The 14,262-nt window shown below is 58.3% G+C and carries 11 protein-coding genes; 2 read left to right on the top strand and 9 right to left on the bottom strand.

Translation table 11 applies throughout. The features are described 5' to 3' along the window. Window positions 1-15: 15 nt before the first annotated feature. Window positions 16-2,337 (bottom strand): FdhF/YdeP family oxidoreductase, encoded by a 2,322-nt coding sequence (locus WM40_RS07205; RefSeq protein WP_046152580.1) that lies wholly within the window; start codon window positions 2,335-2,337, stop codon window positions 16-18. Window positions 2,338-2,449: 112 nt separating this feature from the next. Continuing rightward, complete coding sequence (locus WM40_RS07200; protein WP_024904141.1) at window positions 2,450-2,716, bottom strand: catalase family protein; 267 nt, start codon at window positions 2,714-2,716, stop codon at window positions 2,450-2,452. Between the two features lie 240 nt (window positions 2,717-2,956). Between WM40_RS07200 and WM40_RS07195 the strand changes: the two genes are divergently transcribed. Both WM40_RS07195 and WM40_RS07190 read left to right on the top strand, forming a co-directional pair. Beyond that, on the top strand, window positions 2,957-4,303 hold the full coding sequence (locus WM40_RS07195; RefSeq protein ID WP_046152528.1) for a putative DNA modification/repair radical SAM protein: 1,347 nt from the start codon (window positions 2,957-2,959) through the stop codon (window positions 4,301-4,303). A 7-nt stretch (window positions 4,304-4,310) separates the two neighbouring features. Beyond that, window positions 4,311-5,867: a UdgX family uracil-DNA binding protein gene (locus WM40_RS07190; RefSeq protein WP_046152527.1), complete on the top strand. Its 1,557-nt coding sequence runs from the start codon at window positions 4,311-4,313 to the stop codon at window positions 5,865-5,867. On the opposite strand, the gene WM40_RS07185 is transcribed toward WM40_RS07190, so the two are convergent. The 7 genes from WM40_RS07185 to WM40_RS07155 all read right to left on the bottom strand — a co-directional run bounded on the left by WM40_RS07185 (window position 5,864) and on the right by WM40_RS07155 (window position 14,082). Then, the gene (locus WM40_RS07185) at window positions 5,864-7,531 is read right to left on the bottom strand and encodes a rhodanese-related sulfurtransferase (protein WP_046152526.1); all 1,668 of its coding nucleotides are present in this window, start codon (window positions 7,529-7,531) and stop codon (window positions 5,864-5,866) included. The genes WM40_RS07190 and WM40_RS07185 overlap by 4 nt on opposite strands. A gap of 90 nt (window positions 7,532-7,621) precedes the next feature. Next, the gene (locus tag WM40_RS07180; RefSeq protein WP_024904137.1) at window positions 7,622-8,866 is read right to left on the bottom strand and encodes an acyl-CoA dehydrogenase family protein; all 1,245 of its coding nucleotides are present in this window, start codon (window positions 8,864-8,866) and stop codon (window positions 7,622-7,624) included. 51 nt (window positions 8,867-8,917) lie between these two features. Continuing rightward, window positions 8,918-10,297: an NtaA/DmoA family FMN-dependent monooxygenase gene (locus WM40_RS07175; protein ID WP_046152525.1), complete on the bottom strand. Its 1,380-nt coding sequence runs from the start codon at window positions 10,295-10,297 to the stop codon at window positions 8,918-8,920. A 55-nt stretch (window positions 10,298-10,352) separates the two neighbouring features. Further along, window positions 10,353-11,378: an NrtA/SsuA/CpmA family ABC transporter substrate-binding protein gene (locus tag WM40_RS07170; protein ID WP_024904135.1), complete on the bottom strand. Its 1,026-nt coding sequence runs from the start codon at window positions 11,376-11,378 to the stop codon at window positions 10,353-10,355. Between the two features lie 52 nt (window positions 11,379-11,430). Then, window positions 11,431-12,198, bottom strand: coding sequence for an ABC transporter ATP-binding protein (locus WM40_RS07165; protein ID WP_036010815.1), 768 nt, complete (start codon window positions 12,196-12,198; stop codon window positions 11,431-11,433). A 56-nt stretch (window positions 12,199-12,254) separates the two neighbouring features. Then, the gene (locus WM40_RS07160) at window positions 12,255-13,094 is read right to left on the bottom strand and encodes an ABC transporter permease subunit (RefSeq protein WP_024904133.1); all 840 of its coding nucleotides are present in this window, start codon (window positions 13,092-13,094) and stop codon (window positions 12,255-12,257) included. A 268-nt stretch (window positions 13,095-13,362) separates the two neighbouring features. After that, window positions 13,363-14,082, bottom strand: a complete 720-nt coding sequence (locus tag WM40_RS07155; RefSeq protein ID WP_082102486.1) for an RBBP9/YdeN family alpha/beta hydrolase — start codon at window positions 14,080-14,082, stop codon at window positions 13,363-13,365. Window positions 14,083-14,262 lie beyond the last annotated feature (180 nt).

Here is a 14,262-nt window from a genome sequence, read left to right as displayed (position 1 = left end):
CCGCGCCGTACACTGCTAGTCTGCCGTTACCTCGTCTTTCAAGACCCGCACGGAAATAGACTTTGCCGCAGGTACATGGCTGCGCTCCGCGTGATGCCAAAGCGGTAGCAATGCATTCAGTTCCGGGTAGTAACCCGCCGCACAGCCGAGAGGGATGTCAAAAGCACGCACCGACAGCCCCGTGACGCGTCGTATCACGTTATCGCCCGCGACTGTTTCCACCGCAACACGATCTCCCGGTATCAGTCCTCGCGCCGCGATATCGGCCTCATGCATCAATAGCACCTCGCGTGTGCCATGCACGCCTCGGAAACGATCGTCCAGTCCGTAAATCGTTGTGTTGAATTGGCTATCGCCGCGTGTTGTCATCAACTGCAAAATCGATGGGTCCGCCAGCGCCGGCAAATCAGGATCTGCCGCCAATTGCGAGACCACGGTGAAATTGGCTTTACCGTTAGGGGTCTTCCAGACGCGTTCACGCGCGGGCAGCGGCCTTTGAAAGACACCAGGTTGCCAAAGGCGCTTATTGAAGTCGCCGAAAATAGTAGGGAAGGTTTTCGCAATGGCATCGCGAACAAGTCCGTAATCCCCAACCCACTTATCCCAATCGACGGTCTGTCTACCAAGCGTCGCTTTCGCCATCCCCGCGACAATGGCTGGCTCGGACAGCAAATATTCGCTTGCCGGTTCGACCATGCCGCGCGATCCGTGAAAACATCCCGTGGAATCCTCGATCGATACCGCCTGCTCCCCACTTTCCTGGCGATCGATCTCGATCCGCCCGAGGCAAGGCAAGATGTATGACACCTCGCCGTGCATCAAGCAACTGCGATTCAGTTTTGTCACGATATTGACCGTCAACCGCAATTTCTTCCATGCCGCCTCCATGCGCGTGGTGTCAGGAATGGCGCGAACGAAGTTGCCACCCAGCATGATGAACGCTTTCAAGCGACCATCCAGGGCCGCCTGGCAAGTCGCCACCGTGTCCATTCCTTTATCTCGCGGCGGCGCGAAATCATATTGCTTGGCGAGGACATCCAATGGCGCCAGTTCAGGCTTCTCCGTGATGCCAACCGTCCGCTGACCTTGCACGTTCGAATGTCCTCGCACGGGGCATATTCCGGCTCCTGGCTTTCCGATGTTGCCACGCAATAGCAGCAAATTAACCAGCAATTGAATCGTATCAACGCCTTTCCGATGCTGCGTCAGGCCCATCCCATAAAACGCCATCGCAGTGCGAGCATGCATATAGGTGTGAGCCGCTTTCTCGATTTCAGCGCGCGTCACGCCACTACGATGCACGATCTCGTCCCAGTTGGCGGCGCGGGCCTGCGCTGAAAACGCTTCGAAGCCGTGGGTGTGCAATTGAATAAAGTCGGTATCGATGAGCCGCTCGCCGCCGTCGCGTATCGCCGTGTCATCTGCTTCGATAATGACCTTGCACATCCCGAGTATCACCGCTGCATCGCCGCCTATCTTCAACTGAATGTATTGGGAGCTGATGCGCGTATCCATTCCTGGCACCAGCATTTCCATTGGCGACTGCGGATTGACAAATCGCATCAGCCCAGGCTCACGCACCGGGTTAAACGCGATCAGCGGCACACCTCGTTTACGCGCGTCTTGCAATGGATGCAGCATTCGCGGTGCATTCGTCCCGACGTTGTGTCCGAAATAAAGCACGCAATCTGTTTTCTCGAAATCATCGAGTGCCACCGTACCTACCGGGACGCCAATGACAGGCGGCAACGCCACGGACGTCGTCTCGTGACACATGTTTGAACTGTCAGGCAAATTATTCGTGCCGTACATTCGTGCGAACAATTGATACATATAGGACGTTTCAAGCGATGCGCGCCCTGACGCGTAGAAAACCGCCTCGTTCGGCGCAATCGCACGGAGTTCACGCCCGATCTCCTCGAATGCACTCTCCCACGATACGGCAACGTATTTGTCGGTGGCCGGGTCCCAACGCATGGGCTGCGTCAAGCGCCCTGCTTCTTCCAATGCCATATCACGCCACTGCTCGAGGTCGGCGCAGGTATGTTCGGCGAACAAGGCAGGCGTGGCGCGACGATCTGTGATCTCCCATGCGGTGGCTTTCGCGCCGTTCTCACAAAATTCAGCAACGTGCGGGTCGGAGGGCTTGGCCCACGAACAACTGACACATTGAAAGCCGTCCAGCTTATTCTGCTTCATCAGAACCCGCGCCCCCCGCACGAGAACGCGCTCCTGGCGAAGAATCTGTGCGACAGCTTTCATCGATCCCCAACCACCCGCTTTGGTAACGCCGTTTGCACTGGCATCGCGCGAAACATCTGGTTGATCGATGGTCATTACCGTCCCTGGGGTCTCGCCGTTCCCGCCTATGCTCGGCAATGTCGCGTCGCCTCGCGGTTGTCCGTCCTCATGCATCGCGCCTTCTCCTATCGATTCTCAATACAACGCGCTATTTCACGGCGGTCACGCCACCGGCTTTTTCAATCAATGCCTCGGTGCTACGGTGTACCTTCGAGAACGCAATCTTCACGCTTTCTACCTTATCGGTCGCCTTTGCCAGCCATTTAAAATTTCCGAGAAACGCTTTTAGCGTGGCGACCGTGAATTTCGGCGCGTTCTGCATTACAAAACCCTGTCTGCGTTGACCGTCCAGTCCAATAGCAGCGCCGCGTACGTCCATGTCCGGCTGAAAACGGAGAGGCTGCGCTATCACCATGGGAATACCTGCTTGTCTTTATGTAAGAAAACGAATGGCAAAACAGATGCCATGCCTGAGCAATTAACGTTCCTCGGCAACAAGGCTGATTACGCTGCCTATGCACACGGCGCTGATCGCCTACAAGGCACACATTGCCGTTTTTAGCGTGCGATTTCGGGCCGATAAAAGAAAAGACACTTGCGTGCCGCTTGCTTTGATCCGATACTGTACATATATACAGTATCGGATCAAACGATAATGGATCGACTGAAAAAGCTGGAAATCCTTGCAGATGCGGCGAAATATGATGCCTCTTGCGCTAGCAGCGGCGCGGCAGGCCGTGATTCGCGTGGCAAGGAAGGCATGGGCGTTACCACCGGTCAGGGCATTTGCCACAGCTATACACCCGATGGTCGATGCGTATCCTTGCTAAAGATCCTGCTGACAAATTTTTGCCTTTATGACTGCCAGTACTGCGTCAACCGCCGTAGCAGCGATGTGCAGCGGGCGCGCTTTACCCCCCAGGATGTCGTCGCGCTGACGCTGGATTTCTATCGACGCAATTACGTGGAAGGATTGTTCCTCAGCTCCGGGGTCATTCGTTCATCCGACTACACAATGGAACTCCTGGTGGAGGTCGCTCGCGCCTTGCGCGAGGACCACCAATTCCGAGGTTATATCCATTTAAAAACCATTCCCGATGCGGCGCCGGAATTGATCGATCTGGCAGGACACTACGCCGACCGCCTGAGTGTCAACATCGAACTGCCGACAGCGGTTTCGATCGCCCGGCTGGCGCCCGAAAAAAACCTCGGTACGATCCGCAAGGCCATGGCGCGCATTCGGCATCGGCAGTTGGCGAGCGAAGACGAAGGGACGTATGCCAATGCACACGCCGCCGTGCCAGACGGTGGCGCACCAACGAGTGCAACGAGCCGGGCGGAGACATATGCCTCCATCGCTCGTTCAGGTCCAGGGTTTGGCACCATGCAACGAGCACGGCCGCCACGCTTTGCGCCGGGCGGACAAAGCACGCAGATGATCGTCGGCGCTGATGATGCCAATGATCGTACGATCCTGGGAACCGCAGAGACGTTGTATCAATCCTATCGTTTGCGCCGTGTCTATTATTCCGCTTTCAGTCCCATCCCCAACAGCCCGGGTACCGTTCCGCTCGCACCACCGCCGCTACAGCGAGAACATCGCTTATATCAAGCAGATTTTCTGATTCGGCAATATGGCTTCTCATCGAGGGAGATTCTTGGGCAAGCAATGGATTTGGCACTTGATATCGATCCCAAAATGGCCTGGGCGCTAGCGCATCGCGATTTATTCCCGGTCGACCTCAATCGTGCTGAGCCTGGCATGATTGCGCGGGTTCCCGGTATCGGTCTACGCAATGCCGGACGTATCATTGCGCTACGCAAACAGAGACGGCTACGGTACGATGACCTTGTCCGATTACGCTGCGGACTAAAAAATGCGCGCGCCTTTATCGTGGTGGATGACTGGCGTCCTGGAAATAGCGAACAAAGCAGCGCCGCGCTACGGCAAGCGGTAGCGGTGGCGGCAAAACCGCTCCCCGCTCAAGCAACTTTGTGGTGATGCGACGATGCATATCGTCACCATTGATAACGACTTTGGCAGTTGGCGTACGGCGGCACGGAAGTTGATAGTGGCCGGTAGGGATCCATCGTTGATCGAATGGAGAACGACAGATGGCGTTGATGGCATACCCATGACATCAGGCATGGCCCCATCGATAAATCGAACATTATTCGAGGATGCCGACACGTTCGATGAGGGCAATGACGCCAACGCATCGTCCGAAGGCGACGTCGACCGCGCGATAGGCGCCGACACCAACCCGGCAATCGATGCTAGCGGCAATCCTCACGCGGGCGCTAGCCCATCCGTTGGATTTGCGGTACCGCATGACGTACTAAAACGGCTGCGCACGGCCGCGCGGGCGTCCGACCCGCAGCGCTGGGCTTTTTTATATCGTGTTGTCTGGCGTTATGCGCATGGCGATCATGCATCGGTATTGCCTGGCGATATCGACGGTGCGAGGTTATCGCGCCTCGCACGCGATGTTTCTCGCGAATATCATCACTGGCGCGCCTTCTTGCGATTCCAGGAAACATTCGAATCGGATAACACGCCGGTCTTGATGGCGTGGTTCGCCCCGGAACACGATGTTCTCGAACCGCTCGCGGAATATTTCGAGAAACGCCTGGGCCGGTCGCGGTGGGTCATCGCGTCGCCGGATGGGCTGGCGCATCACAATGGTAAGCACGTTGTCTATGATAGGAGGGCACGCCTGGAGCCACCTCGCCCTGGCGACGATACCGAAGCGCTGTGGCGTACTTATTACCAAAGCATCTTCAATCCGGCACGGGTCAATCTGGACTTGACAAGGCAACATATGCCGGCGCGCTTTTGGAAGCATCTACCGGAAGGTGATCTGATTCAACGCCTGGCCATTGCCGCCGCGACCGGCCAACGCCGTCATGGGCAAGCGGATGCGCTACGCGGTGCGGGTGGCAAGGTGATCACGGTTTCCGCCGAAGCCGCACAGCCGCAACGGGACGTCCCACATGATATCGACGCGTGCCGACGTTGCCCGTTGTGGGAGCGTGCAACACAACCGGTAAGGGGTACCGGGCCGGCAGGTGCCGCGATCATGTTGCTTGGCGAACAACCGGGAGATCATGAAGACCTTGCCGGAGTACCGTTTATTGGCCCTGCAGGCGAACTGCTCGATCGCGCGCTGGCCAGCGCCGGCATTCAACGCCAGACCCTTTATCTAACCAATGCCGTCAAACACTTTAAATGGGCGCCGCGTGGCAAGCGACGAATGCACAAGACGCCAGCGCAACGCGAGGTGGAAGCGTGCCACGTGTGGCTCGAACAAGAAATTGCCGCGCACCAGCCACGCGTCATCGTGACGCTCGGCACCACGGCCTTATCGTCACTTACCGGTATGCGTCTTACCTTGACGTCTATGTTGAACAAACCATTTGAGCACGCAGGTGTCTGGATCGTGCCAACGTATCATCCGTCCTATGCGCTACGCGCGATAGACGCGGCCGCGCGCGACGATGCGGAACAAAAACTGACCGCCGCGCTCACGATTGCGCATCAGTTGGCGCAAGGCGTGCGTTATTAGATCACCGTGAAGAAGTGCGTGGCATCTTGCTCCAATTGCGCCACGAGACCATACTCCCATTCAAGATACGCTTCCATCGCCGCACGGGGTGCTTCCGTACCCTCGTAGGGCCGACGATAGCGATCCGTCCGCGCCGACACAAGATATGCCTCCCCCGTTTCCACTGGAAAGTTGGCCTCACGCCATGCCTGGTTGCCCCCTTCCAATACGAATACCTCCTTGCCGGAAATAGCCTGCACATCCGGCGCGGCATGGCGCGCCAATGCGCTCGTTCCGCATGTGACGACAAAACGCTCAGGCTCCGCCCCCCGCTGCGCCAACGTACGCAACGCCCCATCGAGTTGTGCCCGCAAGACAAACCAGGCACCGGGGATATGTCCCTTTACATAATTCGCCGAGGTGGTCACGTCAAGCACCATGGTGCCGCCATCGTTCCGCGCCAGCAGATCCGACAGCGCTTGCGGGCTGATGAGCTTGACATCCGACGGCGGGATCGTCTCCGACGCGCCGTCGCCCGTTTCGGTCCGTTGCGCCGGGTCGAGCGGATCGATAACGTAGACCTCCCAGCCCATCTGCGCCAACCACGACGCGGACATATCGGCACGCACGCCGTCATCGTCGGCCAGAAAAATCAGCGCACCACGTACAGCCGCGGTGTGATCGGTTTCCTGAACCAATTGACCGCCCGGTACGTTGATAAAGCCCGGCAAATGGCCATCACGGTATTCCTCGGCGGTACGCACATCCACTCGGTACACGGTCCGCGTGGAAGCGCCCCCCGGAGCGGCCAGGGACGCCGCCTCGTCGAGCGACACACGACGCACGCCCGCCCGTTCCGCCACCCTGCGCGCGTCCGCTTGCGCCTTGCGGCGTGCATCGGGGCGCGCTTCAGGAAATCGGCGGGTTGCTCCGTTGTCCAGCTTCAACCCTGCCAATAGCCACCCGATCGTGCCGTTACGCAGCCCCACCACAGGATTCGGAATACCGGCATTGATCAGTGATTGCGTGCCGATGATAGAGCGGGTGCGGCCGGCACAATTGACGACGACCGTCGTTTCCGGATCCGGCGCCAACTCACGCACACGCAGGACCAGCTCCGCACCGGGAACGGAAATCCCGGTGGGAATGCTCATCGTATGGTATTCGTCGTAGCGGCGGACATCCAGGATGACCGGCGGCTTGTCCGAATCAATCAGGCGATGCACATCTTCAGCTGGTAAAAGCGGCGTATGCCGGAGCGACTCGACCCATTCGCCAAATGCCTTCGATGGCACATTGACGTCGATAAACATTTGGTATCCCTGTCGCTCCCACGCCTGCAGCCCCCCTTCCAACAGGTGCACATTCGTATAACCCCATGTACGCAACTTGGCGGCGGCAAGCGGCGCGAGATCGCGATAGTCGTCCTCCCCATACAGCACGATCAATACATCGCGACGCGGCACGCGGCGAAGCACGTCGAGCTCGAGGCGACCAAACGGAAAATTGGCGGCCCAAAGTGGATGCCCTTTTGCATAAGGGTCTTCTTCGCGCAAATCCGCGAAGAGCATCTCGTCGCGTGCGAGCAGGCGTGCACGCACGGCTTCAGGATGCAACGTCGGGAAGGGCGACGTTGCCACGGGGGTGGTGTGCGTGGCGGTAGACGATTGAAGCGTATCGGTCATGGCAAGGAGAGCACCGGGAACGTGATCATCGACAACCCTGCTTGAGGAACGCCGATGCACTGGATAGACGAAATAAGCGACACAATGTGGTCAGAAAAAAGCACCCGTCGGCGGCATCCGGCCGTCAAGCCGGTTTTGTCCGAGGAAACGTTCCTTATATAGACGCGGATTATGGGATGCGATGACTTTGATATTACGCCAATGGCGATCCAACCCGGCGCGACGCGATACGGCTGAGCCGGAACCAAGGTCAATCAACCAACTGGCAACCTGCGGCGCAAGATCGTCGATCACGACTTTGGCTTCCGCGGCGGACAGCGATGCCGCCAGCACCGCCTCGTATTCCGCATCGGTACCGATTGCATTCCACCCCGCTTGCAGTGCAGCGACCGCGCGATCAATCGTCGCTTCGATACTTGCAGCATAGGCGCGAATCCGTCCAAGTTGCGCCTGCAATACCGCCTCATCCATCGGATGATCCGCATCGCCATGATAGTAGTTCCGGCCACGACCACGCAAGACATGCTCCGCGTCCAGCGCCACCCGCCGTACGATACCGGCAATGCAATTGGTGAGATAGACCTGATGAAAGGTGAATTTCCATGGTGCAGCGCCTTCGCGGTCCGGGGGATCTGGCGGATAGACTTGGGACGCCGGCACCGTCACGGCATCGAAACGTGCCGTACCGGACCCGGTGCCCCGCTGGCCGAAACCCTGCCAGTCGTCCTCGGTGCCCACGCCCGGACCGCGATCCAGCACATACTGGACCGTCTTGCCCGCACGTCCTTCAATCGCGCTACCAACAAAAGCATCATTATAGAGATTACCGGTTGCATAGACTTTCACACCGGTACCAACATAGCTGCCGCGCGCATCGTTCCATTCAAGACGAGACAAAACACGTGTGGGGCGCGCGCCTGCGGCCGGCGAATCTGTGACCGTATAGCTCAGACCTACCGTTTTTTTCTCGCCGGCCAGTGCCAGCACCCTGGCGTGGAACGGGTGATCAGGATGACGCAACGCCACCTCTACCTGAAAGAGATGATTGCGAAACGCGTGTGCGATGTTGGAGTCGGCGGCGGCGATATCGCGCGCCAACGTGAAGAGGTCAGCCAGAGAACATCCCTTCCCGCCAGCATTCGAAGGAAGGCGAATAGCCCCAAAGCCAGCCGCCTTTAACTCGGCGATTTCCTCATGCGGCAAGCGATTCGCGTACTCACGTTCGGCGGCACCGGCAGCAATCCGTTCGAGCAATCCGGACAGGCCGAGCGATACGGACAACGCCGACACAAGACCTGGACGGGCATCGTTACTAGATAATGGGGTATTCAGCATGACATTGGAAGAAGTGGGTGGCAATGCATCAGACCGTGCCTTCGCGATCGATCAAGCCGCACCAGCGAGTTCTCGCGCGAAAAACACTGGATCGATACCGAGACGATCACGCGCCTCATAGTGCGGAAGCCCCAGGTTATCGCGTAACGTTTGACCTTCATATGCCGTACGGAAACGGCCACGCCGCTGGAGGATCGGGATCAGTTCGTCCGCGATCAGATCGAGGCCCGTTGGTTGCACATCGATATTCAGATTGAAACCGTCGGCACCTTTCGTATCGATCCAGTGCAGCATGTCGTCGGCAAACCCTTCCGGCGTGCCGACGAAAACCCGATGTCCACCCGTGATGTTCGAAAATAGCAATGCACGAATGTTCCAACCATTTGCCTTCGCCTCTTTCAGCATCTCTTTGCGATGCCATCGCGATGCCGTGGGGACCAGATGTTCGTTCGCTTCGGTTTCCTTGTAGGGAATCGGTGCGTCGAGATCCGCCAGCAACGCTGGATCCACCGCCAGGTGACGCGCGAGTTCCTCACGCAAGGCCGTGGCGTCCAGAAGATCGTCGAGTTGACGCTTATGACGCCGCGCCTCCTCATCCGTGGATGCGAGAATCGGGAACAGGCCTGGCATCACCAGCAAGTGATCCGGGTTCCGCCCGTAGCGCGCCGCCAGGCCCTTGACTTCAGAATAAAAGCTTCGCCCGCCTTCGACGACGCGTTGTCCCGTGAAAAGCGCATCGGCATAGCGCGCGCCAAATGCGCGGCTATCCGCGGACTGGCCGGCTTGAAAGATCACTGGCCGTCCTTGCGGCGTTTCCGGTACCGACGATGCGCCTCGTGCACGGAAATGGCGCCCTGCATAATCCAGGCGGCGAACACGCGACGGATCAAGATACACCGTTCGATCTGCGTCGGCGACAACCGTGCCGTCCGGCACGCTGTCCCAAAATTGGGTAACGATCTGAACGAACTCCTCCGCACGTTCATAACGCTCCGCCTGATCCCAACCGGCGTCCACGCCATAAGCGTTTAGCGCTGGTGGATTTTGAGATGTGATGATGTTCCATGCCGCACGCCCCCTGCTGAGATGATCGATGGACGCAATCTGTCGCGCGATGGTGTAGGGATGACCGAATAGCGACGTGGTCGTACACACGAGACCAATGTTTTGCGTATGGGCGGCGAGGTGCGCGACAAGCACAGCCGGATCGAGTGCACGCCAAGGTCGGGTGTACGACTCCGACACGAGGCCGCCTGGATTGTCTGCTAGAAAAATTGCGTCGAGCAACCCACGCTCGGCAGCTTTCGCAATGGCGACAAAGTGGTCGACGTCCGTCGACAACCCATCCTTTTTCTCAAGGGTCTTCCACGCGGCATCATGCCTGCCCGATGCAAGCACGTTGACGCCGAGACGAATAGGGGGCTTCGACATCGATCTTCTCCGTTATGTCCGCTTTTTATCTATCTTTGTGAATATGAGATGGTGCTTAGACCTGGTAGCAATAGTCGGCAACCTTCACGTGCGAGCGAATGATGTTTCGATCCGACAGCCAATCCGCAGCGCGCTGAAATTGCTTGTTGAAATCCGCACTGTCCGCTTCATAGAAGTTATTGACACGCTTAAGACTCGTCAGGTATTCGCGCACGGGATCGGGATACTTGCCTTCCTGCTGCGCGATCTTCTCCGCTTCCGCCGGATGCGTCGACTGCCATTGCCCCACGGTGTAATACGCATCGATTACAGCACGGACCAAGGCCGAATTCTCCTCGCTGAACTTACGCAACGTGACCAGGGAATTAAAATCGATCAGGAACTTCAGATCACGCCCCTCATTAAAGATGTCTTTCGCATCATTGCCGTACCGGGCGATATCGACCGCCGGAGACCACATCGACCAGGCGTCGATCTTGCCTTGCGCGAATGCCGGTGCGGCGTCTGGAGGATTCAGATACAGGACCTCCACCTTCGAACGATCGATCCCATTCTGTTCCAACGCCGCCACCAGCAGGAATTCGCCTAAACCAGAACGATTCACCGCCACCTTGCGCCCTACCAGATCCTTCACCCCGTTGATGCCACTCGACTTCTTGACAATGATGGCCGTCGATCTGGGTGAATAGATATTAAACGCGTTGAATACAAGTGGCGAGCCCGCCAACATCGCGGCCAATGCCGGTGTTGTCGATCCCCAGAAACCGAAGTCCGCGCTCCCGCCTACCACGGCCTGCATGGACGGTGCATGGTTCGGGAAGGGTCCTACCCATTCAACCTTGATGCCCTTGTCCGCAAGCGTCTTCTTGAATGAATCGCTTTGCATCGCCAGCATCGACAAACTGCCATGCCCCCAGCCAATACGCACCGTATCGGTATTGCGTGTGAGCTTGACTCGCGTCGCCGCGCCAGCAGGCATTAGGCCACCCGCAATCAAACCGCTTCCGGCTGCTGCCGCACCGGCCAACAGTCCGCCGGCCGTGCGCAACATGCGGCGCCGACCAAGAATAAAGTCCTGCATTGTCGTTGCATCCTTTTCTTATTGGCACGCACACGATGTGCGTGCGGTATTGCTAGTGCGTCAGTGGGAGGTCGACATGCACGCCCAGCGCGTCGAGCAACGCCTGCCGCAACGCTTGCCGATGTCCTTCTCCCTGATACGCGGCGGGATGGTAGGTCGCCGCAATGCGCCCTGCCCGCATGATGAGAATGCGATCGGCAACCGTGATAGCCTCGTCCACATCGTGCGTGACGATCAGCGCACCGGGCTGGTGGCGCGCCACGAGTTCCTTGACGAGACCGTGCATTTTGATGCGCGTCAACGCGTCGAGTGCGGCGAACGGCTCATCAAGTAATAGCAATGCAGGATGGCGGACCAGTGCCCGCGCCAACGCGACACGCTGCAATTGACCACCAGACAAGTTACGCGGCCAGTCATCGGCTCGCCCTTCCAGGCCCACTTCGGCAAGTGCTTGCTCCGCTCCGGCACGACCGACCTTTCGTTCGTTGCCGAGCGCCACGTTTTCCCACAACCGTGCCCAAGGCAACAAACGGTGTTCCTGAAACACGACCGATGGTCGATCGGTTGCCCGGATCTGTCCGGCGTCCGGACGATCCAGTCCCGCTAGGGCACGCAACAACGTGGTCTTGCCACAACCGCTTTCACCAAGCAAGGCAACGAACTCGCCTTGATGAATCTGCAAATTCAATCCGCGGATGACAACACGATCGCCGTAATCACGCCGCAGCCCGCTGACGGAGACCGCCAATGGCGTATCGACGAAACGATCATCCACACGATCCGCAGCGTGAGTTGCACCCCGCCTATCGGTCGACTGCATGCGCAAGGTGTGCGTGCACTGCGCGGATGTTCCATCTGACAACAAAGGAGACTGGCTCATCGACGCACCCCCTTCGCGAAATTCGGATGCCAACCCAGCAGCCGCGTTTCCAGCAGTCTCGCGAATCCGTCCGCCACCACGCCAATTACGGCGTAAATAACGATCGTCAACACGATCACATCGGTTTGCAGGAACTCTCGCGCATCCATGGCAAGGAAGCCAATGCCCTGTTGCGTGGCAAGCGTCTCGGCAATCACGAGGGCGAGCCAGGCGTGGGCCAGCGCGTAACGCACGCCTGTCAGGATCGACGGCATGGCGCCCGGCAGGATGATTCGTCTGACGACAGCAAACCAGTGCAAATTGCTGACCTTTGCCAATTCCATCAACTTCGGATCGATCTGACGTATACCGAGAACCGTGTTGATATAAATCGGGAACAAAACGGCAAGGGCCACAAGAAACACCTTGGCAACTTCACCCACCCCAAACCAGACGATAACCAGCGGCAACATCGCCAAAAACGGAATGGATCGCACCATCTGCACCGTGCGGTCGAATAACGCGAAGGCAAAAGGCGAAAAACCCACGGCCACGCCGAGAATGAAACCAGCGGCACCACCAATGGCAAAACCGGTAACGGCCCGTATCAGTGAAACGCCCAGGTGAACGAACAATGCTCCCGTCTTGGCCAGGCCCCAAGCAGTTTCAAATACACGACTGGGTGCAGGCAACGCCTGAGGAGATAACCAGCCCGTCCGCGACGCGGCCTCCCATAAAAGAACCAGGACGATGGGCGTGGCCCAGGACAACAGCCAATACATCGTGTGACGCGAAGGCCCCTTGTGGCTGACCGCTTCCGGGGCATAGTCGCGCAGCGAGGTGGTGAGATCAGGCATGAGTTTTCCGCTTGCAGAACGTAAAGGACGCGACACGTCCTTCGCCCGTTGGAGGGCAAACCATATTTTTGAGATAAGGGATTGGTCAGCTGCGCGCGTCGTACGCCTTGCATGCCAACGGCAAATCGCGCTGAGACTCGATTACAACGCGCTTGCCCGACAATGGCAAATGGTCGTTTTCGATTTGCTATCCCGAAATACTGGAATACCACCGGCAGTGGAATGCGTTACGCGTCATAAGCTGGCCCAACTGCAGGATGCGATTGCGTCAGGCCGCATGCGACCATGCGTCGGTCAACGTAAGCACCTCACGTGGCACGACATCCATACGTGCAGACCAGCAGAGCATTTCCGTCAATTCGCGGCCGAGACGCCAAGGCCCAAATCCCGATGCAACATTGATATGTCCCGCATTACCAAGATTGATCAGGCTGCTGCCCCAAACCTGCGCGAGATCCTGCACTGCCTTGAAAGCCATCCACGGATCATTCTCGCTCCCCACCGTCACGGATGTCATCGGCAACCGATGCTGCAAGCGGGCCGGATCGATGTCGAATCGAACCGGGTTGGCTGGGGCCACCAACAAGGCACCAGCGACGCGATCAGCAACCGATCGCAGTGCCTCCGCAATCGCCAGGCATCCGAAACTATGCCCGACCAATACGACTGGCACTGTGCTGGCCTCGATCGAATCGCGCACACACGCGCTCCATTCCAGAAGCGATGGTTGCGCCCAATCGCGCTGCACCACACGCCGCGCCGAGGGCAGGGATCGCTCTAGCCACGTCTGCCAATGATCATCACCGCTACCGTGGAGGCCAGGCACGATCAGCACCGTGACCGCTTCGCGGCTGCTTGCCCTTGTGCGCGACGACGATCTTACCGGATCGCGGCGCGGGCACTCGCGTGTTGCCAGCTCCGCCGCGATGGCCTGCGAACTGGGCGAACTATCGCCGCATGGATTCGACCCGACCGATAACCCTGACATCGCTAGCCTCCGCGTTTCGCTCGATGTACGTGAGACTGCCGCGTTTTATGTCGATGTGGAAGGAATCAATTGTGATTAGCTAATGAACACGTATCGGGACCGCTTCTTGCTGACAGAGCGCGTAGGGCCCATCCGCCGCTGGAGCGCGCACCATATGCCCTGCTGTATTCAACCACGGTG

Origin of the sequence: Robbsia andropogonis, from assembly GCF_000970345.1 — a bacterium.
Taxonomy (GTDB): domain Bacteria; phylum Pseudomonadota; class Gammaproteobacteria; order Burkholderiales; family Burkholderiaceae; genus Robbsia; species Robbsia andropogonis.
Note: the sequence above shows the minus strand (reverse complement) of the source record. Positions and strands in the feature narration are given on the sequence as shown.